22 protein-coding genes are annotated in these 24,881 nt (G+C 34.2%); 6 read left to right on the top strand and 16 right to left on the bottom strand.

Annotated elements, in window-relative coordinates:
• Positions 1-93: 93 nt before the first annotated feature.
• Together BN2746_RS03690 and BN2746_RS03685 are read left to right on the top strand one after the other, a co-directional pair.
• The gene (locus tag BN2746_RS03690; protein ID WP_077064922.1) at positions 94-1,287 is read left to right on the top strand and encodes a dicarboxylate/amino acid:cation symporter; all 1,194 of its coding nucleotides are present in this window, start codon (positions 94-96) and stop codon (positions 1,285-1,287) included.
• A complete protein-coding gene (locus BN2746_RS03685; protein WP_055078509.1) occupies positions 1,274-2,182 on the top strand; it encodes an acetamidase/formamidase family protein in 909 nt (302 codons plus the stop codon). Before BN2746_RS03690 ends, BN2746_RS03685 begins: the two co-directional genes overlap by 14 nt.
• A gap of 196 nt (positions 2,183-2,378) precedes the next feature.
• Here the strand turns inward: BN2746_RS03685 and BN2746_RS03680 are convergent, their stop codons facing one another.
• The 8 genes from BN2746_RS03680 to BN2746_RS03645 form a co-directional block, all read right to left on the bottom strand.
• Entirely contained in the window at positions 2,379-3,503 is a 1,125-nt protein-coding gene (locus tag BN2746_RS03680) for an aldo/keto reductase (RefSeq protein WP_055078508.1), read from the bottom strand.
• Between the two features lie 146 nt (positions 3,504-3,649).
• On the bottom strand, positions 3,650-4,621 hold the full coding sequence (locus BN2746_RS03675; protein WP_055078507.1) for a substrate-binding domain-containing protein: 972 nt from the start codon (positions 4,619-4,621) through the stop codon (positions 3,650-3,652).
• Complete coding sequence (locus BN2746_RS03670; protein ID WP_055078506.1) at positions 4,618-5,607, bottom strand: ABC transporter permease; 990 nt, start codon at positions 5,605-5,607, stop codon at positions 4,618-4,620. Before BN2746_RS03670 ends, BN2746_RS03675 begins: the two co-directional genes overlap by 4 nt.
• On the bottom strand, positions 5,600-7,096 hold the full coding sequence (locus tag BN2746_RS03665; RefSeq protein ID WP_055078505.1) for a sugar ABC transporter ATP-binding protein: 1,497 nt from the start codon (positions 7,094-7,096) through the stop codon (positions 5,600-5,602). The genes BN2746_RS03670 and BN2746_RS03665 overlap by 8 nt, the downstream gene beginning before the upstream one ends.
• An 8-nt stretch (positions 7,097-7,104) precedes the next feature.
• Positions 7,105-7,503, bottom strand: a complete 399-nt coding sequence (gene rbsD / locus BN2746_RS03660; protein ID WP_055078504.1) for a D-ribose pyranase — start codon at positions 7,501-7,503, stop codon at positions 7,105-7,107.
• Complete coding sequence (gene rbsK / locus BN2746_RS03655) at positions 7,496-8,425, bottom strand: ribokinase (protein WP_055078503.1); 930 nt, start codon at positions 8,423-8,425, stop codon at positions 7,496-7,498. The genes rbsD and rbsK overlap by 8 nt, the downstream gene beginning before the upstream one ends.
• A 9-nt stretch (positions 8,426-8,434) precedes the next feature.
• Positions 8,435-9,073, bottom strand: a complete 639-nt coding sequence (deoC, locus tag BN2746_RS03650) for a deoxyribose-phosphate aldolase (protein ID WP_055078502.1) — start codon at positions 9,071-9,073, stop codon at positions 8,435-8,437.
• Complete coding sequence (locus BN2746_RS03645) at positions 9,060-10,088, bottom strand: LacI family DNA-binding transcriptional regulator (protein WP_055078501.1); 1,029 nt, start codon at positions 10,086-10,088, stop codon at positions 9,060-9,062. Before BN2746_RS03645 ends, deoC begins: the two co-directional genes overlap by 14 nt.
• Positions 10,089-10,255: 167 nt before the next feature.
• Here BN2746_RS03645 and BN2746_RS03640 point away from each other — a divergent pair, with 167 nt between their 5' ends.
• On the top strand, positions 10,256-11,419 hold the full coding sequence (locus BN2746_RS03640; protein ID WP_055078500.1) for an amidohydrolase: 1,164 nt from the start codon (positions 10,256-10,258) through the stop codon (positions 11,417-11,419).
• A gap of 122 nt (positions 11,420-11,541) precedes the next feature.
• The gene (locus BN2746_RS03635) at positions 11,542-12,597 is read left to right on the top strand and encodes a DmpA family aminopeptidase (protein ID WP_055078499.1); all 1,056 of its coding nucleotides are present in this window, start codon (positions 11,542-11,544) and stop codon (positions 12,595-12,597) included.
• A 106-nt stretch (positions 12,598-12,703) separates the two neighbouring features.
• Here BN2746_RS03635 and BN2746_RS03630 read toward each other — a convergent pair whose 3' ends face one another.
• The 5 genes from BN2746_RS03630 to BN2746_RS03610 form a co-directional block, all read right to left on the bottom strand.
• A complete protein-coding gene (locus tag BN2746_RS03630; RefSeq protein ID WP_055078498.1) occupies positions 12,704-13,474 on the bottom strand; it encodes an EFR1 family ferrodoxin in 771 nt (256 codons plus the stop codon).
• A gap of 19 nt (positions 13,475-13,493) precedes the next feature.
• On the bottom strand, positions 13,494-14,414 hold the full coding sequence (gene rihC, locus BN2746_RS03625) for a ribonucleoside hydrolase RihC (protein ID WP_055078497.1): 921 nt from the start codon (positions 14,412-14,414) through the stop codon (positions 13,494-13,496).
• Positions 14,415-14,478: 64 nt separating this feature from the next.
• Entirely contained in the window at positions 14,479-15,639 is a 1,161-nt protein-coding gene (locus tag BN2746_RS03620; protein WP_055078496.1) for a double-cubane-cluster-containing anaerobic reductase, read from the bottom strand.
• Positions 15,640-15,928: 289 nt separating this feature from the next.
• Positions 15,929-17,056: an FAD:protein FMN transferase gene (locus BN2746_RS03615; protein WP_055078495.1), complete on the bottom strand. Its 1,128-nt coding sequence runs from the start codon at positions 17,054-17,056 to the stop codon at positions 15,929-15,931.
• A gap of 74 nt (positions 17,057-17,130) precedes the next feature.
• Entirely contained in the window at positions 17,131-18,414 is a 1,284-nt protein-coding gene (locus BN2746_RS03610) for a S1C family serine protease (RefSeq protein WP_197273086.1), read from the bottom strand.
• A 174-nt stretch (positions 18,415-18,588) separates the two neighbouring features.
• On the opposite strand from BN2746_RS03610, the gene pepD reads away from it, so the two are divergent.
• Together pepD and BN2746_RS03600 are read left to right on the top strand one after the other, a co-directional pair.
• The gene (pepD, locus tag BN2746_RS03605) at positions 18,589-20,025 is read left to right on the top strand and encodes a beta-Ala-His dipeptidase (protein WP_055078494.1); all 1,437 of its coding nucleotides are present in this window, start codon (positions 18,589-18,591) and stop codon (positions 20,023-20,025) included.
• 214 nt (positions 20,026-20,239) lie between these two features.
• Entirely contained in the window at positions 20,240-20,887 is a 648-nt protein-coding gene (locus BN2746_RS03600) for a Crp/Fnr family transcriptional regulator (RefSeq protein WP_055078493.1), read from the top strand.
• An 83-nt stretch (positions 20,888-20,970) separates the two neighbouring features.
• On the opposite strand, the gene BN2746_RS03595 is transcribed toward BN2746_RS03600, so the two are convergent.
• From BN2746_RS03595 to argF, 3 genes are all read right to left on the bottom strand, one after another.
• Positions 20,971-22,467 (bottom strand): sodium:solute symporter family protein, encoded by a 1,497-nt coding sequence (locus BN2746_RS03595; RefSeq protein WP_055078492.1) that lies wholly within the window; start codon positions 22,465-22,467, stop codon positions 20,971-20,973.
• A 208-nt stretch (positions 22,468-22,675) separates the two neighbouring features.
• Positions 22,676-23,833 carry a serine/threonine protein kinase gene (locus tag BN2746_RS03590; protein WP_055078491.1) on the bottom strand — a complete coding sequence of 386 codons (1,158 nt, stop codon included), beginning with the start codon at positions 23,831-23,833 and terminating at the stop codon, positions 22,676-22,678.
• A gap of 44 nt (positions 23,834-23,877) precedes the next feature.
• Positions 23,878-24,822 (bottom strand): ornithine carbamoyltransferase, encoded by a 945-nt coding sequence (gene argF, locus BN2746_RS03585; protein WP_404803083.1) that lies wholly within the window; start codon positions 24,820-24,822, stop codon positions 23,878-23,880.
• Positions 24,823-24,881: the final 59 nt, after the last annotated feature.

Here is a 24,881-nt window from a genome sequence, read left to right as displayed (position 1 = left end):
ATCCATATCAACTTTTTTATTTGTTTGTAACAGAATCTTATGATATAGTAAAGTAAAGTGTTGGAGCTTTTATTATTTTGAAAGAGGTGTATTATGAAAGAGAAGAAAACGTTTGAATTGGGTTTATTACCTAAACTCATTATTGGTGTAATTGCAGGAATTTTAATAGGATCCTTCGCTCCAGAAGTTCTTATGCGAGGCGTTATAACAGTTATTGACATCTTCAGTAACTATCTTAACTTTGTAGTTCCTCTTATTATTCTTGCTTTTGTAGTAACAGGAATTTCCGATCTTGGAAATGGTTCTGGAAAGATACTTGGGTTTTCTGTATTTATGTCCTATGGTTCAACAGTTCTTTGGGGAGTTATTGCATACATAATTTCAATGTTGCTATTTCCAAAGATGTTAGATCTTTCAGGGACTTCAATCGTGTCAGAGATGGGAGATATAGAACCCTTCTTCAAGATAGAAATGCCTCCCCTTGCAAATATAACTTCAATACTTATCCTTGCATTCATTCTTGGAATTGGTATTTCTATATTAAAAGCTGAGAAGATAAAGGGTCTATTCAACGAATTTCACGGAATAATAAATATGGTGCTTGAAAAGTCAATCATTCCATTTCTACCTTGGTATATAGCTGGAATATTTGCACAATTGACTTTCAGTGGAAATATAAAAGAGATTTTAAAATCTTATGGAACCGTGTTTATAACAGTTGTGTTATTCCAAATAATCGCAAATATTTTAGAGTATATAATTGCGAAAGCATACAATAAAGAAGCTCCTAACCTTGCACAGTTTATAAAAAATCAAATTCCGTCATGGCTTACAGCTATTGGAACTCAATCATCAGCGGCAACAATACCTATCACATTACAAACTGCAGAGGCAAATGGTACCTCAAAGGACATTAGAGATTTCTTTATACCATTATCTGCAACTATTCACTTCCCTGGAAGTTCAATCGCAATTACTATGTTTGCAACGGCAGTAATGTTAATGGACAATATGAGTCCAAGCATTGGTTCTATTGCGATATTCATTTTATTAATGGGTGTAACCATGGTGGCAGCGCCAGGAGTTCCTGGAGGTGCAATTATGGCAGCACTTGGACTTTTAGGTGCACATCTTGGATTTAATGACACTCAAAGCACATTGATGATTGCCCTATACCTTGCACAAGACAGTTTTGGAACAGCTTGTTCAGTTGCAGGTAACTGCGCAATAATAACTATCATCGACAAAAAAGCAAAAAAATTGGAGGTAAAAAATGCAAAAAATTAGTTCAGACAATGTAATTTACAAGTTCACTAACGACCTTAAAGAAGTTCAAAAAGTTAAACAGAATGAAGAATTTATAGTTGAAACAAATGACTGCTTTTACCAACAAATCAAAAATGAAGACAAGGTTCTTGATGAAATAAATCATGATAACTTAAACCCTGCAACAGGTCCAATTTATGTTGAAGGTGCTGAAAAGGGAGATTTGCTAAAAGTAAAAATAAAAAAAATTGATGTATCAGACTCAGGATGTTCTTTGGCGATTCCAAAGTTTGGAGTATTGGGCGACAAGGTCACAACTCCCGCTACAAAGATTATCGAAGTTAAAGATGGTTATGCTTACTTCTCAAAAGATATAAAGATTCCTATAAAGCCTATGATTGGCGTTATTGGAGTTGGAACCTATAAAGAAGACGGCGAGTGGGAAACAGACACTCCTTATAGACATGGTGGAAACATGGATACAGCTGAAATAATTGAAGGCTCAATTCTATACTTTCCTGTGGCAGTTGAAGGTGCAATGCTTGCACTTGGAGATTTGCACGCTGTAATGGGAGATGGGGAAGTCAGTGGAACAGGTCTTGAAATACCTGGAGAAGTGACTTTAGAAGTAAAAGTTCTAAAGAGAAAGAGCTTTGACTGGCCAATCCTTGAAACTGAAAATGAAGTAATGATTCTTTCAAGCGAAGAAGATATAAATGAAGCAAATAAAGAAGCCCTCGAAAGCATAATGGAGTTAATTCAAAAATCTCTTGACTTAAGCTTTGAAGAGAGTTTAATATTGTCAAGTCTTGCTGTTGATTTAAGAATTTCTCAACTGGTTGACCCAAAAGTTACAATAAGAGCGGCTATTTCAAAGGAAATTCTTCCAATGGAAAAAGTTTTAGAAATTTTATAATTATTAAAGGTAGTAGGGACGACCTTACTACCTTTTTATTTTTAAATAGATACGAATTTTTCTAAGTTATTTCAGTAAGTCAATATTAGTTGAAATAAAGAGTCGATTTTTAAATTCTTATTTCAATAACTTATCCCTAATTGAAATAGCCCTCTTTAATTTAAATTTTTATTTCATTAAAAAAAGCCCTATGGGCTTATTTTAAAAATTCATGAGCATCTTTTAATCCCTTAATAATTTCAAGATGTTGTGGACAGATGTCTTCACATTTACCACATTCAATGCACTCTTCTGGGCTTACTCCATCTTTTAAATACTTTTCGTAGTCACTTTTGCTTTTTTCTTCTTCGTCATATAAAAAGGCCTTGTTCCAAAGACTAAAAACTTTTGGTATATTTATTTCCACAGTGCATGGCATACAGTATTCACAAGCTGTACATCCAATTTGCTCTCTATTTTTATACACCTGTCTTGAAACCTTATAAAATTCTTTTTCTTCGTCGGTCAAGCTATTGTAATCTACCTTATCTGCCATATCACAGTTTTCTTCGACCTGTTTAAAACTATTCATTCCGCTTAAAACCGTCATTACATTTGGAAGACTTAAGGGGAATTTTAATGCAACTTGTGAATATGATAGCGGTTCAAATTTTTTAGACATATCTTTTATCTCTTCTGGTGGATTAGAGAGTCTTCCTCCCTTAAGTGGCTCCATTATGATAACAGGAACATTATTTTTTGTTGCAAGTTCATAGCCCTTCATCCCCGCTTGATAATCTATATCTAAGTAGTTTAATTGAATTTGGCAAAAGTCCCAGTCATAGGCATTGAAAATTTCTTCAAATGCTTTATATTCATCATGAAAACTAAAACCTATATGTTTTACAATTCCCTTCTCCTTAATCTTTTTACAAAAATCAAGCACTCCTAAATCCATAATTTTTCTAAATCTCTTTATGTCAAGGGAGTGTAATAAATAAAAGTCGATATGATCCGTTTGAAGTTTTTCAAGCTGAATATTTAAAAGTCTTTCAAAATCCTCTTCCTTTTCTACAAGCCAGCATGGTAACTTTGTAGCAAGCTGTACCTTATCACGAAGATTGTGTTTTTGTAAAAATTCTCCTACAAAATCTTCAGAAGTTTCCTCATGATATGGATAGGCTGTGTCTATGTAGTTAAGTCCTCTTTTAATAGCATCTAAGAGTAACTTTTCAGATTCTTCCTTATTAATCTTTCCATTGTCATCATCAATTACTGGAAATCTCATACATCCAAATCCAAGTCTTGAAACCTCTACTCCCCCTATATCAAAATATCTCATAATAATCCCCCTTTATTACAATTTTATTGCCCTCTTATAGATATTATCATAAGTTTTTTAGTTTTAATAATTTGATAATCAAAATAGAAAAGACGGCATAATTTTTTCTATGCCGTCTTTTGTTATTCTATTCTTCTTTTGTTATTCTATTCTTCTTTTGTTACAAGTTCGTCTACATTTTCTTTAGTTACTAAAGAGTTATCCAAAATAACTGTTTTTTCAACTTCTTTACCTTCAAGGTAGTCAAAAGCTGTATTTAAAATGGCTTTACCTAAGAAGAAAGGTGGTTCTGCAATGGTTGCTTCAACTTTATCGGATTTAATGGCTTCTATTGTTTCATCAAGTGCATCGCATCCAATCATCTTTATTTCATCTCTTCTTCCTGCCGCTTCAATAGCTTCTAATGCACCTAATAACATTTCGTCATTTGCTGCATAAAGTCCGTCTATTTCTTTATTTGCTTGAAGAATATTTTCCATAACGCTCATTGCCTTTGCTCTGTCAAAGTCTGCAACTTGAGAAGCAACTACTTCCATTCCACTTTCTTTATCTATGATTGAGTGAAAGCCTTCTGATCTGTTTTGTGCAACATTTGTTCCCATTATACCTTGAAGTTCTACGATTTTTCCCTTTCCTCCAAGTTCATCAACTAAAAATTGTCCTGCTATCTTTCCTGATTTGATTGCATCATATCCGATATGGGCTACAACTTCTCCACCTTTAGCTTCTCTATCCATTGTGAAAACAGGTATTCCTGCTTCGTTTGCAGCTTCAATAGAGGAAACTATCGCATCGGAGTCACAAGGGTCAACTAAAATAGCGTCTACATTTTTTGTTATCAAGTTTTCCATATCCTTCATTTGAACTGTCGGATCATCTTGAGCATCAGTTATATGAAGTTCGATTCCATGTTCATCTGCTGCCTTTTGAACACCTTCCTTAACGGTTACAAAGAATGGATTTGTTTGTGTATTCATGGCTAAGCCAATAACATATTTCTTTTTTCCACCTTTGTCACTTGCTGATTCTGTTGAATCATTTCCACCTTTACCTGTGCATGATGCGAACAATGAAACTGTTAGCAGTGCGCAAACTCCTAATTTAAAAATTTTTTTCATTTTTTTGCCCCTTTCTTATTTTTTTGATTTATTTCAGTTTTTTCAGATAGGTCTTTAACCTTTTTATCTAAAATAACTGCAAGCAATATTACCACGCCTTTTACTATGCTTGTTGCATGTGGGTTTACATTCATCAAAGTTAGAATGTTATCTATAATCCCCATAATCATCGCACCAGCTACAGTAGGAAGCACATATCCTGTTCCTCCTGAAAGGCTTGTTCCACCAAGTATTACCGCCGCAATGGCGTCCATTTCAATTCCTTCTCCAAGGGTTGATTGTGCCGAACCAAGTCTTGCAGTTAATACAATGGCAGCTAATCCACAAAGTAAACCGTTTATTATATATACTAACCATTCAGTTCTCACTGTATCAATCCCTGAAAGTCTTGCTGCTTCTCTATTTCCACCAAGTGCATACACATTTCTTCCAAAAATTGTCTTTGACAAAATAAAATGGGCTATCAAAAATACCACAATCAAAATTAATACCGGTAAAGGTATACCTGCTATTGACGCTTTACCAATAAATTTATATGCATCTGACTTGATAGGTATTGGCGATCCCTTTGTATACACAAGCACGCAACCTCTAAGTAAAGTCATCATTCCCAAAGTTGCAATAAAAGGAGGAATTCTAAGTTTCGCTACAAAAAATCCATTTAATGTTCCTGCTATAAGTCCAATTAAAATAGCTACAAGGCAGGCTAAAAGCGCATTGTTTGTCTTAGCCAAAACCCCTGCTGCAACTGAACCTGCAAGTCCCAATATTGAGCCTACTGAAAGGTCTATGCCTCCAGTTAAAATGACGAAAGTCATCCCAGCACCTAATATACCTGCTATTGCCACCTGTCTAAAGACATTAAATATGTTATTAAGCCTTAAAAAACTTGGTGAAAGTATGGATGCAACTGCACACATTATCACAAGTATAATAAGGGATCTATAAATATTTAGTTTACCTACAAACTTTTTCTTTTTATCCATTTACTCCTCCTGATGCATATGCCAATATTATCTCCTCATTAGCCTCTTCTTTAGAAAGTTCTTTTACAATCTGACCCTCTCTCATTACAATGACTCTATCTGATATCCCAATTATTTCTGGTAAATCAGTTGAAATCAATATAATGCTCTTTCCTTCCTTGGTAAGGTCGTTTATGATGTCATATATCTCTGATTTTGCTCCTATGTCAACACCTCTTGTTGGTTCGTTCAATATCATGACATCGGGATTTGACTCTAAAGCTTTAGCAAATACAATCTTCTGTTGATTTCCTCCAGATAGATTATTAACTATTTGATTTTGTCCAGAAACTTTTATATTAAGTTTTTTTATCTGTTCATCTACTATTTCCTTTTCTTTTTTAGAATCAATAATAGATTTTTTTGTATAGTTCTTTGGTGAAGCCATCAATATGTTTTCATTTACCGGTCTGATTAGAACTAATCCTTCCTGTTTCCTATCGTCTGATATAAGAGCTATTCCTTCTCTAAGGGCTTGCTTAGGATTTTTGTTTTCAACCTTCTTTCCATTTAAAATGATATTTCCAGAATCTCTCTTCATTGCTCCGTAAATCATTTTTGAAAGCTCGTGGGTACCTGCACCTAAAAGTCCAGTTATTCCTAAGATTTCACCTTTGTGTAGTTTTAAACTAACATCATCTACAATACTTCCTGAAATATTTTCAAGCTCAAATATAACTTCATCTTCCACATAGTGTCTGTCCGGGTAAAGTCTATCCATCTTTCTACCAACCATGTGTGACACCACTTCTTCATATCCAGTATCTTTGGTTCTCTTTTCAGCTTCGAAGTGACCATCTCTAAAAACAGTTATTCTATCTGAAATTTCAAAAATTTCATCCATCCTATGGGAGATGTAGATAATTGCTATGCCCTCATCCTTCAGTTCTTTTATCTTTGAAAATAAAATTTGCATTTCCTCTTCTGCAAGAGCAGCTGTAGGTTCATCCATGATAATTATTCTTGCTCCCACAGTTAAAGCCTTTGCTATTTCCACCATAGAACATTCTGCAATAGTTAGATTTCTCACCTTGGTTTCAGGATTTAGATTCAGTTTTAATTTATCCAACATCTTTTTAGCATCAGTATTTAATTTTTTCCAATCTACAGTTCCTAACTTTCCCTTTGGAAGATGGCCCATATACATATTTTCGGCTACGCTGACATCTCTAATCAAATTAAACTCTTGGTAGATCATAACGATGCCATTTTCTTCAGCTTCTTTTGTAGACTTAAACTCAACTTTTTTTCCATCCAGTATCATTTCTCCACTGGTATATGGTTGAGCGCCGGCAATAATCTTCATCAATGTAGATTTACCTGCACCATTTTCGCCACATAGAGCGTGCACCTCTCCAGGATATATATTTAAATCAACTCCCTTTAGAGCTCTAACTCCTGGGAATGTTTTTACAATATTTTTTAATTCAAGTATTGGTTTATCATTCATATCTAATCCTAATACGCACATCCACAAACTAATATCACATTCGTATATCCTGTAAATTCTCCTGTTAATACTATTGCTTTTGCGTCTTTACTTATTTCTTTTAATTCTGAGTGATCCACATATTTTAGTTTGACATCTTCTGGAAGTAGTTTTAATGCTTCTTTATGAATCTCAGGACTTACTTCCTTTGCCTCATTTGCAAAAATGGCATCTTCAACCACAATAACTTTAGAAATCTCGGACAGAACTTTTAAATAGGAAGGCTCTCCTTCAATCCATCCAAGGTCAACTCTTTCAACGCCTTTTGGTATTGGAAGACCTGCATCACCTATTACAAGCATATCTCTATGTCTTAATTCTCCTAAAACTCTTAGAAGTTGAGGATGAAAAATTCCCTTTTTAATCATTTAAAGACCTCCTAAATTCATCAATTTCTTGTCTTGTCGGCATTGAGGGTGTAGTTCCAAGTTTTTGAACTGATAGTGCACCAACAACATTACCAAGTCTGGAAGCTTCCCATATATCCATTCCTTCGCTGAGGCCTGCCAAAAGTCCTCCGTTAAAGGCGTCTCCTGCTCCTGTTGTATCAATGGCATCAACTTTAAAAGCTTTGATTATATCGGACTTGTGTCCGTCATTTACATAGACTCCGTTTCTTCCAAGAGTTATAATTACTTGTTTTACTCCCCTGTCCATAAACCATTTTGAAGCTTCATTTGCAGAATCTAAATCTGTAACTTTTACTCCTGTAAGAGTTTGAGCCTCTACTTCATTTGGAGTAACCATATAGATGTCTTTTAACATTTCTTCATCAAATTTTTGGATTGGAGCTGTGTTAAGTATTACTTTAGTGTTAGTTTCTTTTGAAACTTCAACTAACTTTTCAACAGCTGAAATATTTGTTTCGAGTTGCGTTAAGACATATTCTGCATCTTTCAAAGTTTCCTTTAAACTTTCTACCTCTTCATCTGTAATTTCTGTACAAGCTGCTGGAACTACAAGAATTTGATTCTCTCCAGTATTTTCATCCACCATAATAAGTGCAGTACCAGTGGAACTCTTGTCAGTTATAATTACATGTTTTTTATCCATTCCAAGTGAATCCATTGTGTTAAGACACACATTCGAAAACTCATCATCACCAAGCTTTGTCATCATTAGAACATCTGTACCTGCCTTGTGAGCCGCAACACATTGGTTGAATCCCTTACCACCAGGACCCATTGCAAAATCCGTACCTTTTACAGTTTCTCCAGGACTTGGCAAATGTGATCCTCTTGACATAAGGTCAACTACAAAGCTACCGAAAACTACTGCTTTTTTTCCCATTTAATTCACCTACTTAACTATATTTATACCAGAGCTTGCACCAATTCTATCTGCTCCTGCTTCTATCATCTTCATGGCATCTTCCTTAGTTCTAACTCCACCAGAAGCTTTTACTTTTAGTTCATCTCCAACAACAGACTTCATAAGCTTAACATCTTCCGCAGTAGCACCGCCTGATGAAAAACCTGTTGAAGTCTTTACAAAATCAGCCTTTGCTTCCTTTGCAAGTTCACATGCTTTTTTCTTTTCTTCATCACTTAATAGACAGGTTTCAATAATTACCTTTACAACCTTGCCGTTTGAAGCCTTTACAACTTCTTCAATATCTTTTTTTACATAGTCATAATTTTCGTCTTTTAATGCGCCGATATTTATAACCATATCTATTTCATCTGCACCATTATCAACACAGTACTTAGATTCAAAGGCCTTTGTTTCAGTTGCCATGGCACCTAAAGGAAAACCAACTACGCAACACACTTTAACATCAGAACCTTCAAGCGCTTTTTTTACAATTTTTACATTACAGCTGTTTACACAAACTGACATAAAATCATATTCCTTTGCTTCCTCACAGTATTTTAAAACGTCTTCTCTCTTCGCATCTGCTTTTAAGATAGTATGATCTATCATCTTATTCAGTTTCATTTCTATCCACCTTTCTTTTTTCTGAACCCCTTAAAATCAATTTGCTGGGCACAATAATCTCTTTGTTCTTTACATCTTCTCCATTAATCATTTTAAGAAGAAGCTTCATCGCTTCCATTCCTTGCATCTTCGCCTGTCTATGAACTGCCGACAAATTAAAATTCAAAATGCTCAACACTTCAATATCATCAAAACCTATCAGAGAAATATCCTCGCTAAGTTTTAATCCCTTTTCATTAAAAGCCTTAATACATCCCAATGTGGAAAAGTTATTTGAAGAAAAGATTGCAGTTGGAGGATCCTTTAAATCAAGCAAACTCTTACAAGCTTGATAAGCCCCTTCAAGTCTAAAGTCTCCTTGGACTATGTATTCAGATTTTATCTCTATTCCTGCATATTCAAGAGCTTTCAAATAACCTAAATATCTTTCCCTTCCTGGTTTAGAATTCATAGTACCTTTTATTATTCCAATTTTTTTATGACCCTCATCAATCAATGCCTTTACAGCTTCAAAACTCGAATTTATATTGTCTACAAATACCGAAGGTAATTTTAATCCGTCAATATCTCTATCAATAAGGACAATTGGAAGGCCTTGCTCATGTAATGAATTTAATTTTTCCTTACAATAGATATTGTCACAGGCAACCGGCGCAATAATTAATCCAGCTAAGTCGTGTCCCACTATGCCCTGTAAAAATTTATTTTCAATTTCTACATTTTCATTGGAATTTAAAAGCTGAATATTAAACTCACCACTTCCAGCAACAGTGCTTATACCAGTAGTCATCTTCGAAAAAAATTCATTCTCAATATCTGGAATTACCACTCCTATATATGTTGAAACTTTTTTACTTAAACTCCTGGCAGTGAGATTAGGTACATAATCATATTTTTTTATAGTCTCTGTAACTTTTTCTCTTGTTTTATCACTCACATACCCAGAGTCATTTATAACCCTTGAAACCGTTGCCGAAGATACCCCTGCAATCCGTGCAATATCCTTTATGTTCAAGCCTTCACCTCCTTGTAATCGTTTGCTCCAGCATTAGATATGTAACCGATTACATATTTAATATAACACCTAAATTTTACATTGTCAACAACTAAATTTTATATTCTTGTATTTGTCAATCAATTGTAATAAACTAATATTAACAAACACTACAGAAAGGAAGAAAAATGCTACTTATAAAAAATATAACCGTTCACACAATGGACGAAAAAGATTCTAAAGAAGGATTTTTAGGTTCAATATTAGTTGATGATGGAAAAATTAAAGAAATTGTTAAGGGAAATTATGAAAAAGATTTTTCAGGTGAAGTTATTGATGGAACAGATTTTGAAATCTATCCTGGATTTATCGACTGTCACAGCCACCTTGGACTTGATGGATCTGGTATTGGATATGAGGGCGAAGACTACAATGAACTTAATAAATTTTTAACTCCAGAGCTTAGAGGAATCGATGGGTTAAATCCTATGGATCCATCTTTGAGAAAGGCATATGAGGGTGGAGTTACAACTGTAGGTACTGGCCCTGGCTCTGCAAATATAATTGGAGGAACTTTTGTTGCTATTAAAACTTTTGGAAAGCGAATTGATGACATGGTAGTTAAAGATCCTGTTGCAATGAAATGTGCATTTGGAGAAAATCCAAAGAGAGTCTACAGAGAAAAGGGAATCAGTACAAGGATGTCTACTGCAGCAAACTTTAGAGATATGTTGAATAAGACAAAAGAATACATGGAAAAGAAAGAGATCGCCAAAGACGATAATAGCAAAAAACCTGAATTCAATTCAAAGTACGAAGCCCTTATACCCGTTCTAAAAAAAGAAATTCCTCTAAAAGCCCATGCACATCAAGCAAACGACATCTTTACTGCCCTTAGAATCGCAAGAGAGTTTGATTTGGATATAACATTAGAACACGTTACAGAGGGCCATTTAATAGTAGATGAACTTGCAAAAGAAAATGTTAGAATGGCAGTAGGTCCATCACTTAGTCATCCAGTAAAATTTGAAATGCAACATGTTACCTTTGAGACACCAGGAGTTCTTTCAAAGGCAGGTTGTGATGTTTCGATAATCACAGATGCTCCAGTAATCCCACAAGAGTATCTGCCACTTTGTGCAGGCCTTGCAGTAAAATGGGGAATGGATGAATATGAAGCATTAAAGGCGATAACAATAAATCCTGCCAAGCACTTGGGGATTGAAAACAGAGTTGGCTCCATAGAAAATGGAAAAGATGCAGACCTTGTAATCACAAACGGCAACCCTATGAAACTTGAAACAGAAATTAAATATGTTTTAATTGATGGAGAAATTGTATTCAAAAATTGATATGGCATGTAATGATTATTATATTTTAAGAAGCTGTTGAGTTTGGTATTTGTCATCTCAACAGTTTTTTTACAAAATTATTCAAAAAATATGATGATATAATATTTCAAAAGGAGTGTCTTATGGGAATAAAAAAACAAATTGGCATATACAAAAAAGGAGCTAAAAATTCAATCACTGATGTAGAAGGTGTTAAAGTCGGTCAAGTTACAATTAATAAAGGCGGAATACAGACTGGAGTAACAGCAATAGTCCCTAAGGAAAACATCTTTAAAGAGAAACTTCTATCAGCAAGCCATGTTGTAAATGGTTTTTCAAAACCACAGGGCCTAATCCAAATTGATGAACTCGGTACAATTGAATCCCCTATTGTGTTGACAAATACACTCTCTGTAGGAACTGCATTGACAGCCTGTGTAAAATATATGCTCAGTAAAAATCCTGAAATAGGTATCAACACTGGAACCATAAACTGTCCCATTTTAGAATGTAACGATATGAGATTAAATGACATTAGAGGTCTTCACATTAGAGAAGACGATGTTATAGCCGCAATAGAAAATTCATCTGAACAAGTTGAAGAAGGTGCTATAGGTGCAGGTCGTGGCATGAGGTGCCATGAACTAAAGGGCGGAATAGGAACTTCATCAAGAGTACTTCGTTATGACAAAGACTATACTATAGGTGTTTTGGTTCTTACTAATCATGCAAAATTTAACGAACTCACCATAGATGGGAAAAATATTAAGAAATTAAAAGAAGAAAAATTAAAAAATGAAATACCTATTAATAAAGAAAAAGAACAGGGATCAATTATAGTTGTTATAGCTACAGACCTTCCCTTGTCATCAAGACAATTAGAGAGAGTTTGTAAAAGAGCTATGTCTGGCATTTCAAGAACTGGAGCAAACTCAGGAAATGGAAGTGGTGAAGTAGCTCTCGCCTTTTCAACTTTTAACAAAATCCCTCACGAAGAAGATAATTTTTTTAATATTAAGTGCTTAGCAGACGATAAAATAGATGCTGTTTTCTCCGCAACAATAGAAGCTATTCACGAATCCATCCTAAGTTCCATGCTCCATGCAGAAAAAATAACGGGATTTAATGGCTTTGAAGTGGAGTCGCTAAGGGATGTATTAAAAGAAATTACTGGCTTTGAAGAGTATTTAGAAAATTAGTTAAGAGCTAATATATTTTGGCTCTTAACTACAGTTTTATATATAAATTTAATTTGAATTTACACCCATGAAAATATGCTATATCCTATACCTGAAAATCCCATTTTTAATTATTCTTTTCCCCTCCAACAGTCCTACTAAGTAAATACCTTTCTTTGCCCACAGTCTTCTTTCCGTATTCAATCGCTCCTGTTGGACACTTACAGATGCAAGCCATGCAGTGAGTACAGTTTCCATTCCAATTAGGGTATCCATCTTTATAGCTAATGTTATTAAGTACGCATACTTTAGCACACTTTCCACATTTTATGCACTTATCGGTATAATAAAACTTTTTATCTTTAACTATGAATTTGAAAAATATTTTATTTACAACTCCAGAGCAAAACTTATCGCCTAAACTTACTTCTATATTATCGAAGTCCCTTCCTTCTTTTATAACTTGTCCTATCTTTTTAATTTCTTTGTCCGCATTTTCTACTATACTTCTATTTTTTTCATCTGAATCCAGTTCAAAAAGTGCAAGGTAGTTTTCAGGCATCTTTACTCCGTATAATCCCTTGTAATTTAAATTCCATCTCTTTATGTCTTCTCCTATGTACTTAGTAGCATTGCCACATGAATCTCCATAGTTCATAACAACATACATATTTTTATTTCCCGTAAAGCTACATCTATCAAGATAATCTGTTAAAAATCTTGGTACTCTCCATGAATAGGTTGGAGATACAAGTACAAATGGTGTTTCTGAGTTAAAGTTTTTCTTATCGTTGTTTTTAATGTAGTTGAATAAATCTATTACTTCATCGTCCAAAAAAGCACCAAGTCTTTTTGCTAAATATTCACTGTTTTCAGTTCCTGAAAAATATAAAATCATTTTGCTTCTCCTTCAATATCTACTTCTTCCATTGTCTTATGGATTCTAAAAACCACTTTTTAAAAATTTCAACGTCTATATCATAGGTGAATTTTACATTTGGACTTTCACCAAGTATTCCCAAGTAATCAATACAGGTTGCTCCATAGGTGTAGTGTCCCTTTGTTTCAACTGCAACATAGGCATCCTTCATCTGAAACATGTTTGGTTTTAACAAATATGCCACTGCACAGCTATCAAACATTCTTAATCCATCATCAAAGCTTCCACTTCTATATCTTTGAAATAATCCATAAAACATCTCACCAAGTTCATTCATATTACGAATTTCTTCAATCTCTTCTTTATATATCGGTATCTTTAATCCAACATCAAGGGTACACATAATTATTGGTATTTTAGATTCTAAAACTATTTTTGCAGCTTCTGGGTCACATGCAATATTAAACTCTGAATATACTCCAAAATTTCCTCTTGCAAATGCTCCTCCCATCATTACAATTTCTTCTATCTTTGGAGTAATTTCTGGATAGCTTCTAATAAGCATTGCAATATTTGTTAAAGGCCCAATTGGGACAAGGGTAATCTTATCTTTTGAATCTGACAAAGTATGATACATTGCTTCAACTGCATTTTCTTTTAATAGTTTTTTTCTATTTGCACTTGGAAAAACGTATCCTTCCATTCCTGTTTCACCATGGACATTGGCTGCGTTTATTCTGTTACGTAAAAGTGGCATTGAAGCTCCCTTTGCAACTTTTACATCACTATCTAAAAAGGAAAGTAGTTTTAGGGCGTTTTCAGTAACATTTTCAATACCTACATTGCCATTTACTGTGGTTATTAATCTTACGTCAAGTTTTTCTGAAGAAAGTGCCAATGCAATGGCAATAGCATCATCAATTCCAGGATCTGTGTCAATAATAATTTGTCTTTTCATATCTTATCCTTTTTTATTTTTAGTATATCATTAAAAAAGTGCACCAGTTAAGGTACACTTTCTACTATTTGTCAATCATTTCAAGAAAGGCTTCAATCCTTGTTGAAATTTGTCCTCTATCGGTATCTGAATAGTCTACTTCAAGTTTTGTGTATGGAACTCCTGCACGTCGAACTTCTCTTTCGATCTTAACTGCTTCTACATTAAATGTGTGGCATGCTTGAAGAATAACTTCCACAACCCCATCAACTTTATATTCTTTAATAAGTCTTTCCATGTTGTCAGTTCTTTCTGTGTTGTCATGCATTACAGAGCATCCGATCTTTAAATATCTTTCTGCAATTGCAAGTAATATATCATCTGCATCCTCGTCAACAAGATCTTCACAAGTTCTGGTTCCAGCGCAAGTGTCATATACTACAACCACTCCGCCACTGTCTTCAAGGGTCTTTACAACCTTGTCCATAACTCCACCCATTGGGCAACCTGTAAGCATAATCCTCTTTTGAGTCTTAGGCACGTCGGTACCATTTTCCTTGTAATTTGATTCAATATGTTCACATAGGTCTTCAATCGCTTTTATTCTGTCATCAACTGTAAGTTTAAATCCTTCTCCTTCAGTTGCCTTTACCATATCTATACCATACATTGGAGGTGGATCCATCTTTTGAAGTTCAAACATTCTATGCTTTGCCCTGCGAAGTCTATTCATCTTTCTTGCAGATTCACGAAGCATCTCGTCTGTAATTTCAATATCAAATTTCTTTTCGATATATTCTATTAAGAGCTTTATCTCTTCTCTCCAAACCTGTGCTGCATATGCCCTTTTGTTACTTTGAGGAAGCTGCATTACATAAACATCCTTACCTAAGTCCCTTAATAATTCATACATCTTCTTCTTACCGTCACAAGTTGTTTCTCCAATTATAAGATCAGAAAAATATGTATACGGACACTTTTCAGAAACAGCAAATCCATAAGATGACTTAATAAGGGGGCAAAGATTTTTTGGTAGAGTCTGTTCAGCAATTGGAATAGTCTCTTGACTTGTTCCACATAACCCCGCAGACACAAGTCCAGCTGCATCAAGCACTTCAGTAGGTGTGTATGCGCAAAAAACTCCTACAATGCCCTTGCCCTCTTCCTTTAACTTCATAACTTTTACAAAGCCTTCTTTTCTTGCATCAGAAAGCTCTTCAAAACGTTCCGGTAATGTTAGTGTCATAATATCTCCTTCTATTTCATCATTAATTAATAATTATCTATTTATATCAATTCAACACTATTTTAGCCTGTTGCTTAGAGATTGTCAATTTCAATGCTTTGATAAAATTTAGCAAAGAAAAGCCACCCTGTGGTGGAAAAAGTTATGGCTTTAAAGAATCCATTGGGGATGCTCTCCCTTAAAGTTAGCATCCACTTGCAAATAATTAATTTAATAATGTGTCCAGTTTTATGGGTACACATCAAAACCTCAAAAGCTTTTTTCTTCCAACAAAAAAGAGGCTAAGCCTCTAATTTTTTGTATATTCTTTAAATCCTTCTGTCTGTTTTATATTTCCATCTTTGTCAACCCACATAGCTTCAGCATCTTCAAATTTGTTCAACAATTCAAGCCCTTTTTCCTGGTCTAATATAAAAAGTGTTGTTGAAAGATAGTCTGCAAGACCGCTATCTTTTGTAATTATGGTTACTGATTTAAATTTTTCTGCCGGTTGTAGGGTTTCTGGATCAATTATATGAGCGTATCTTTTTCCATCAACTGTATAGAATCTTTGATAGTCTCCACTTGTAACTATAGAGAGGTTATTTCCTCGAATTATCTCTATTGGTTGTTTTTCTTCTTCTCCTTCAACATCTGGATCTTGAACTCCTATTGCCCATTTATCTCTACCTTCAATGTTTGGTCGTTCAAGTGCAATAATATTTCCTCCTGCTGAAAGGATGGCATACTTACATCCTGCTTCTTTTACTTTATCCATAACGATTTGTGAGGCAAAGCCTTTTGATGTTGCACCAAGGTCAAGTGCCATTCCCTTTTCTTCTAAGAATACTGTTTGGTCCTCTTCGTTTAAAATTACCTTTTTGATATCGGTATGTGTAGAAGCGTTCTTCAATTCTTCTTCTGTAGGAACTTTTGCACTGTCTGGGTTTTTCATTCCTTCTTCTCTATAATTATGCCACACATCTAAAACTGGGCCAAACGCCATGTCTGTTTTATCTGAGTATTTTTCTGTCATCTCTTTTGAAAATTTTATAAGGTCAAAAAGATCTTTGTCCACCTTAACTGGTTCTACTCCTGCATTATCGTTAATGGTCTTGACGTTATTTATTCCTTCGTACTCATCAAAATGTGTGTAGAGTTTATGAAGTCTTTCAAATTCTGACTTAACTACTGTATAATACTTATCATATTCTTCTTTGTCCTGTGTATATGCAGTAAAGCTTATTATTGTGTCAAACACGTCAAAAAATGTATCTGAATATTTTTCGTATTCTATTTCAGTATTATCTTTTGTAGCAATATTTTGAGTAGTTTCTTTTTGATTATCTTCACTTTGATTAACATTATCTTGATTATTTTTACATGATGTAAGTACAAATACAAAAATCATTAATAATGATATTATTTTTCTTTTCATAAATTCACCTCCCTTTAATTATATCTTAATTTTAAAAAAATTCCTAAAAAAGAGCGTATCTCTACGCCCTTTTTCTAATTTTCAGTTTGTGTAAATTCTTCAAACTTTAATTTTACTTTTTCGTTCTTTCCATTTCTTAATATTTCAAGCTCAACTTCATCGCCAATTCTATAGTTTATAAGTGCTTTTCTAATGTCATTCATTCCACTTACCTCTTTGTCGCCAAGTTTTAAAATTATATCATTTGCTTGAAGTCCAGCTTTTCCTGCAGGTGATGTAGGTTCAACTTTAATTACTACTGCACCGTTTTCTGCTCCTGTTTCAACTTGGAAGTACTTTTCATATATTTTCAAGTCTACACCTTGTATTCCAAGTTTAACTGTGTCGAAGTTACCCTTTTCTTTTATTTCGTTAACGATTGTCTTTGCAATATTAATTGGTATAGCGAAACCAATTCCTTCACCGCCACTTGCCTTTGCAGTGTTTATCCCTATTAGCTCACCTTTTGCGTTTAAAAGTGCTCCTCCAGAGTTTCCTCCGTTTATAGCTGCATCCGTTTGGATAAGTCCGTCCATTGACGCTCCATTTTCCATATTTATCGTTCTATTAAGTCCTGAGATGTATCCAGAAGTTAGTGTAGATTGTAGGTCAAGTCCAAGAGGGTTTCCAATTGCTATTGCCTTGTCTCCAACTGATACTTTGTCTGAGTCGCCGATGTCCATTACAGGAAGTCCTGTCTTTTCAACTTTTATTACAGCTAAGTCCAAGCTTTCGTCCTGCCAGATAAGTTTTCCTGGAGTCTTTTCTCCATTGCTAAATATTACATTCATCTCTTTTGCATTTCCATTTCCAACCACATGGGAATTTGTAAGAATGTATCCATCTGAACTTACTATTACACCTGACCCAACTCCTTGAACATATTTGTTTAAATTGAATATGTCGTTTGATTGAGTTACTGTTGTGATACCTACAACTGAAGGAATAGCTTTCTTTGCAACTGCGTTTTCTACATTTTCATCGCCTTTTACATTTATTGTGGTCTTTGCAGAAGTAGTTTTTTGACTTTCTCTTCCATATTCAGCTTCCACAATGTCTTTCACCTTGACTGCAGTAGCCATTGATGAAAGCACAGAGAATAAAAGTGTAATAATAATTATTCTAAGCCATGGAGTCTTTTTTTGAGGAACTCTTTTTACTTCATCTCTTACAACTTTTTTAATATCGTCCATTGAAGGAGAGGCTTCTCTATAGTTTCCATTATAATAATCATAGCCTCCGCCATTGTAATAATATCTGTTTTCATCTCTTTCGCTATCTGATTCGTATCCATTATTTTCGAATCTGTCATCATTCATTTTTTATCACCTCTTTATGACTTTATTTTAGATTAGCTACCTTTAACTTGCCTTAAACATATCCCTAATTTACTGGTTATTACACTTTTGTTGATTTATGAAGAATATAACTTTTAACATATGTATTAAGTTGATGTACAATAGTATTGAAAGATTTAAAATATAGGAGATAATATGTTTGAAGAATTGGAACCAAGGGATGTTCTACACTGGTTTGAAGAGATAAGCAATATCCCAAGGGGTTCAAAAAATGAAAAAGAAATAAGTGAGTATATGTTAAACTTTGCAAAGGAGAGGGGTCTTTATGCAAAGAGGGATGAAGTATACAATGTAATCATAAAAAAACCTGCAACTGAGGGACTTGAAGATGGTCCTACCATTATCTTGCAGGGTCACATGGATATGGTCTGTGTTAAGACTGAAGATTCGAAACATGACTTCTTAAAGGATCCTCTGAAGTTAAAGATTGATGATGGATGGATTCGTGCAGATAAGACTACTCTTGGTGCTGACAACGGAATTGCTGTTGCTTACTGTCTTGCTCTTTTAGATAGCAAGGACATTCCCCACTCAAACTTAGAGATACTTTTTACAACTATGGAAGAACTCGGCATGGGTGGAGCTTCCAAGGTTGATGGTTCTGACTTAGAAGGCAAGTATCTTATAAATATGGATGGAGAGCTTGAGGGTGATTTATTAGTTGGTTGTGCTGGAGCTGTTACAATGACTTCTACAAAGAAGATTACTTTTGTAAAGCCTTCTCTTAGTGATCACTACTGTATGCGTATATACGGATTAAAAGGTGGACACTCTGGTATGCAGATAGAAAACTTCAGATCAAACTCGATTAAGTTTGTGGCAAGACTTCTTCATAATTTAAAAAATGTTGAAATAGCTTATGTAGATGCCGGTTACAAAAGAAATGCAATTCCTTCATATGCAAAAGTCTATTTTTATACTGATGAGAACTCTATTGATGAAATAAAAAAAAGAGCAAGAGTTTTAGAATTTGAACATAGAAAAACTGATCCTCTTATGAAGATAGATATTGAGAAAGAAGAAGAGGTCTTTGACATGGTTTGGAGCGAAAAAAGTAAAGTAGATGTTTTAAATTGTCTTATTTCTGTTCCTGACCAAGTTATATATATGGATCCAGAGTTTAAGGGTCTTGTTCAAACAAGTATTTCAAATGGTGTATTAAGGCAAACTGATGACGAAATATCCCTTGTAGCTCTTCTTCGTTCAACAGTACAGTCATGTCTTGATGAATATAGAATATCTTATGAAACTATAGTCAATGCATTTGGTTTTACTTTGACTGATGATGGTGGATATCCTGTTTGGGAGCATGATGAGAACTCTACTTTAAAAAACATTGCCGTTGATGTTTACAAAAAAATATACTATGCAAATCCAACCGTTCACACAATCCACTGTGGTCTGGAATGTGGAATCTTAAAAAAACATCTACCAAATGTAGATATGATAAGTTTTGGTCCGACTATGCATGATGTACACACCCCAAACGAAAGACTTAGTATTGATTCCGTAAGGAGAGTATGGATATTTCTAAAAGAACTTGTTACAACTTTAAGTAATACGAAAGAATAATTATCTGTCTACTTCTATAAAATGCTAATAATTTGATATTACTAATATGTTTTGTCAACTATTATTTACTCTTTTAGTTATAACTGTAATATGTTAAACTTAAAGTAACAAATAATATTGTTTTCAGTCTTGTAATTTACAATCAATAAATATTTTTATTTCAATTTAGCTGAAGAATTATTTAATTGAAATTACATTTTATAAGGAGAGTTTCATGGATTTATTGGATTTTAAAATATTTAAAGGTATATCAGAAGATAGTAAAAATGCGATTATGGATATAAATCCACAAATTTATTACTATGAACCAAAGAATATTTCTATAAGAAATGACGAAACATTAAAATACGTATTACTTATTAAGAAGGGATGTTTAAAGACAACTGAATATATGATTAATGGTAAGGAAATTGTTTCTTCCTACTATAGTGAAGGAGACGCTTTTCCTTTTTATCTTCATTATGGTAACTATACAAATTTTCCATATGATGTATATGCAGTGAAAAAATCAGAAGTTTATTTTGTTCCCTTTGATGAACTTGAACCAATAATAGATAAGGATCCAATTCTTATGAAAAATGTGTTGGCTTTCGTTTCCGAATATCTATGCTTCAATAAATTTGTACTTCGTGCTACCCAGTACTACAAAATAAATCAACGCATAGCCTATTGGCTTCTACATATAGATGAAATAGATTCTTTAAAGCTTCCAAAAACTCAAGAGATGCTTGCAGACCTTTTAAGAGTTAATAGATCTTGTTTAAATACAGAATTAAAATATATGGAGAGCGAGGGAATTATAAAAGTAAATGGTGTTAATATAAAAGTTTTACGCCCAGATTTACTTGAAGATTTAATTTAATCACTTTTTTTAAGAATAAAAGAGGAGATTCTATTGTTATAGAACTCCTCTTTCTTTGTTTATTTAAATATTTGAATTGTTGTTTAGTTTAGTTCTTCTTGGATCTTTGCATCGTCAAGAGCTGCTTGTACCTTCTTTTCACTGTAACCATCAGGTATTCTCTTATTTCCATTTGTTATATATCCCATAACTGCATATACAACTGCTGAAGCAAGTCCTCCAAGAATTGGAGCTTCTACCCAACCTGTATTTACACCTAATACTAATACTACGTTTGTAATAAGTCCTGCAAGCATTGAAACAAAACATGTCTTAGCATTAGCTTTTATGAAAATTTGTACAATTGTAGGTCCTAAGAACATTGCTATAAGACCACCTGTTCCTATATATGCTATTTGATTTAACATACCTTGTGGTGCAACGAATGTTAACCATAAAGATACTAACGCTATTACAAGCACCATAAGTCTGTTGAATTTATCTCCTTTTGGATGCATTTTTTTCTTTATTGAAACATACATATCGTGAGATAAAGCTGATGCCTGTGTTTGTAATACTGAACTAATTGTTGATAGCATCGCAAATAGTATGAATAGTGTTATTACACCACCTATTGCAGGGTGTACATAGGTGTTTAGAAATACTGGCATTGCTGCATCTGGATTGTCAAGTCCAGGATTTTTATATCTCATATAAAGACCTACCATAGGAATAAAACTAAGTATTAGTCCCATAGGTGCCATATATAGAGCCATTTTATGAACTTTTAAATCTTCTTTCAATGACAGAAATCTTACTGACATATATGGAAGTGTTGTTGTAAATAACAAGGCATAGATAAATACTAAAAATACCTGGTATTTGCTACGTCCATAAGGTACTGATGTAACAGGGTTTGTTATTTTAGGATCTATTTCACCTAATTTATCAATAAGTTCCATTATAGAAATATCTTGTTTTATAACTGTTATTACTATAACTGCTGAAACCAACATTCCTACACACATGATTGTATCTGTTATAGCTACCGCTAAAAGTCCACCTTGCATAGTGAATATGATTACTACTAATAACAATATTGTTGCTGCTATAGCTTCAGATACTCCAAGCCATTTTGATGCGACAAGGCCGACAGCTCTGATTTGTCCAACTATATATACAGTTAAGAACATAAGTGTAGCAAATCCTGCTAACAAGTGTACTCTTCTTTGTTCTGCTTCTGTACCTCTATGTATCTTTGATAGATACTCTGGTACGGTAAGTCCACCCATGGATTCTGCATTTTTTCTCATGTAATTTGCAAACCAAAGTGTACCAAAGGTTATTGCAGGTGCAAAGAAAAAGTTTGCCAATAGCTCAATTGTTCCATAGGCATATGCAGTACCAGGAGAACCTATAAATCCCCAACCGCTATATCCTGTTGCCATTAATGTTCCAGCACCGATAAACGGTCCAATTTGTTTTGCTCCCAGAAGAAAACCTTCTCCCTCTACTTGGTCTTTTTGTATTTTTCTTCCTGACATGTATCCTACACCAATTAGGACACATGAAGCCACTATAAATATTATCCAATTAGCCATAAATTACCTCTTTTTGCCTTTAGATTTGGTCTCTCTGTAGATAAACGTTATTGCAGGATAGACCAAAAGTATTATACTTCCTATTATAAAGCAGTTAACTGCCCATGAACTTGTCATAATTACCTCCTTGAAAGGTTTATTTTAATTTTTTTCTGTTAAAGTAAAGCTGTTACAATTTCTTGTAACAGCTTTGTTTTTAACTAATGAATTACCATCTCTTGTCTGCGTAAGTGATAAGAGTAGGATCTTCAACTTGGTTAGGGAAGTAATCTTGACATTCTCCTTCACGGTAAACGTCAGCTGTAGCACAGTGTAATCCTCCACCAAATGGATATGCATCTCTAAATGGTACAGGTATTACGTTCATACCTAATTTATCCATTTGTTCACATTGTGCAGTTTCAGAAGCTTCTACTATTACTGTGTTGTGGTCAAGAACTAAGCAGTTCATTGATAGCCATACACTTGAGTAACATAATTCTGGTGGTTCCTTGTGAGCTGGCATTGCTGCGTCAACAATTTCCCAATCGTTAGCTTCGAAAATCTTTCTTTGTTCTTCAGGTAATCTTCTATGTGGGTTATTTATAATTAGACCCGGTCTTAATGGTACAAATGTAGCGTCAATGTGGATTGGGTATGGGTCGCCAGGGAAGTTTAGTGAGTGAACTCTGAAATCAGGGTACATTCTTCTTAACCATTCCATAGCCTTCCAGTTAGTTGTTAAACCTTTTTGGATGAATAAGTCTTTACCAAGTCTCATAACATCTGCTGCGTCAAATAGAATTTCGTGTTCTTTAGTAACCATTTCTAAGTTAGCAGTTCTTTCAAGTAATATTTCTTCAGTAACTGGGTGTCCATCTACGTCGTCCCAGTAGTGCATATCGTAACTTTCGTCACTTAATTGTGGTCTTGGTCCGTAGAACCATCTAAATTCTGGGTCCTTTTCGAAATATTCACGAAGGTTTTTATGATAGCAATAATGTTCAAAGAATCTTGATCTAAATGACATAGATGCACAGATTATATCGCTACCAATAGTAAGTAATACGTCTCTTGGTGGCATACAGCCAAATTGAGAACCTGTCATAAAGAATGGAGTTACTATAGCTTGGTTAAATTGTAGTGGTTCTGGTCTATCTACTGTAACACCATGATCTTCTAATACTTTTACTAAATTATCAAGTTGTGCATTTGCTTTTTCAACTGTGTCCAATGGTCTTGGGCCTGTCATACCTCTCATTGGGCTGTCTAGTGGTACTTTAGCTTCAGAAGCTGGTTCTGAAGGTGAAATACAACAATTATCTGCTCTACCTACTATAACTCTTTTTAAAGGGTCAAAGTCGTTCCATGAATTAACTATTTTCATTTTGTTCCTCCTATTTTATATTTAATTGCTATGCAATTATTACCTTATTTTAATGTTGCATACATTACTGCTTTTATTGTATGCATTCTATTTTCAGCTTGATCCATTACTTTAGATTTTGCTGATTCAAATACTTCGTCTGTTACTTCCATTTCTGGAATGTTAAATTGATCATTTACTTTTACTGCTGTTGTTGTTTCAAGGTTATGGAATGATGGTAGGCAGTGTAAGAAGATTGCTTCTTCGTTTGCGTTTTCCATAACTTCTTTGTTTACTTGGTATGCTTTTAGTTGGTTTATTCTTTGTTCCCAAATTTCTGCTGGTTCTCCCATTGATACCCAGATGTCTGTGTATAGAACGTGTGCATCTTTTGTTGCTTTCTTTACGTCTGTTTCAAATTCTATTGTACATCCGTTTTCTTTTGCTATCTTCTTTGCTTCTTCTATTAGACTTTCTTCTGGTTTTAATTTTTCTGGACAGCATCCTACGAAGTTTACTCCTAATTTTGCTGATACTATCATTAGTGAGTTTGCTACGTTGTTTCTTGCATCTCCAAGGTATACGAATTTAAGTCCTTTTAGGTATCCGAAGTTCTCTTTTACTGTTAGGAAGTCTGCTATCATTTGTGTTGGATGGAATTTGTCTGTTAAACCGTTCCATACTGGCACTCCTGAATATTTTGCAAGGTCTTCTACTAATTCTTGTGAGAATCCTCTGTATTCGATTCCGTCATACATTCTTCCAAGTACTCTTGCTGTATCTTTGATACTTTCTTTGTGTCCCATTTGTGAGCTGCCTGGGTCAAGGTAGGTTACTCCCATTCCAAGGTCATATCCTGCTACTTCAAAGGAACATCTTGTTCTTGTTGATGTCTTTTCAAATAGAAGAACTATGTTCTTTCCTTCTAAGTACTTGTGTGGTGTTCCTGCACGTTTTAAATCTTTGAAGTTTTCTGATAACTTCATTAGATATTCAATTTCTTCTATTATGTACTCTTATAATTATAAAAAGCTTCTTCCTCTTAAGTTTACTCCCATTAAATACCTCC

It is taken from the genome of Lagierella massiliensis, from assembly GCF_001407835.1.
Taxonomy (GTDB): Bacteria; Bacillota; Clostridia; order Tissierellales; family Peptoniphilaceae; genus Mediannikoviicoccus; species Mediannikoviicoccus massiliensis.
This window is presented reverse-complemented; position numbering and strand designations above follow the sequence as displayed.

Coding starts and splice junctions, on each gene's coding strand:
- BN2746_RS03620 (WP_055078496.1), bottom strand. CDS start 15,639: ATGACACTAACATTACCGGAACGTTTTGAAGAGCTTTCTGATGCAAGA.
- rihC (WP_055078497.1), bottom strand. CDS start 14,414: ATGAAAAGACAAATTATTATTGACACAGATCCTGGAATTGATGATGCT.
- BN2746_RS03690 (WP_077064922.1), top strand. CDS start 94: ATGAAAGAGAAGAAAACGTTTGAATTGGGTTTATTACCTAAACTCATT.
- BN2746_RS03670 (WP_055078506.1), bottom strand. CDS start 5,607: ATGGATAAAAAGAAAAAGTTTGTAGGTAAACTAAATATTTATAGATCC.
- BN2746_RS03595 (WP_055078492.1), bottom strand. CDS start 22,467: ATGGCTAATTGGATAATATTTATAGTGGCTTCATGTGTCCTAATTGGT.
- BN2746_RS03600 (WP_055078493.1), top strand. CDS start 20,240: ATGGATTTATTGGATTTTAAAATATTTAAAGGTATATCAGAAGATAGT.
- rbsD (WP_055078504.1), bottom strand. CDS start 7,503: ATGATTAAAAAGGGAATTTTTCATCCTCAACTTCTAAGAGTTTTAGGA.
- BN2746_RS03630 (WP_055078498.1), bottom strand. CDS start 13,474: ATGATTTTATATTTTTCAGGAACTGAAAACAGTGAATATTTAGCAAAA.
- rbsK (WP_055078503.1), bottom strand. CDS start 8,425: ATGGGAAAAAAAGCAGTAGTTTTCGGTAGCTTTGTAGTTGACCTTATG.
- BN2746_RS03680 (WP_055078508.1), bottom strand. CDS start 3,503: ATGAGATATTTTGATATAGGGGGAGTAGAGGTTTCAAGACTTGGATTT.
- BN2746_RS03685 (WP_055078509.1), top strand. CDS start 1,274: ATGCAAAAAATTAGTTCAGACAATGTAATTTACAAGTTCACTAACGAC.
- BN2746_RS03665 (WP_055078505.1), bottom strand. CDS start 7,096: ATGAATGATAAACCAATACTTGAATTAAAAAATATTGTAAAAACATTC.
- deoC (WP_055078502.1), bottom strand. CDS start 9,073: ATGAAACTGAATAAGATGATAGATCATACTATCTTAAAAGCAGATGCG.
- BN2746_RS03590 (WP_055078491.1), bottom strand. CDS start 23,833: ATGAAAATAGTTAATTCATGGAACGACTTTGACCCTTTAAAAAGAGTT.
- BN2746_RS03615 (WP_055078495.1), bottom strand. CDS start 17,056: ATGAAAAGAAAAATAATATCATTATTAATGATTTTTGTATTTGTACTT.
- pepD (WP_055078494.1), top strand. CDS start 18,589: ATGTTTGAAGAATTGGAACCAAGGGATGTTCTACACTGGTTTGAAGAG.
- BN2746_RS03610 (WP_197273086.1), bottom strand. CDS start 18,414: ATGAATGATGACAGATTCGAAAATAATGGATACGAATCAGATAGCGAA.
- BN2746_RS03640 (WP_055078500.1), top strand. CDS start 10,256: ATGCTACTTATAAAAAATATAACCGTTCACACAATGGACGAAAAAGAT.
- BN2746_RS03675 (WP_055078507.1), bottom strand. CDS start 4,621: ATGAAAAAAATTTTTAAATTAGGAGTTTGCGCACTGCTAACAGTTTCA.
- BN2746_RS03635 (WP_055078499.1), top strand. CDS start 11,542: ATGGGAATAAAAAAACAAATTGGCATATACAAAAAAGGAGCTAAAAAT.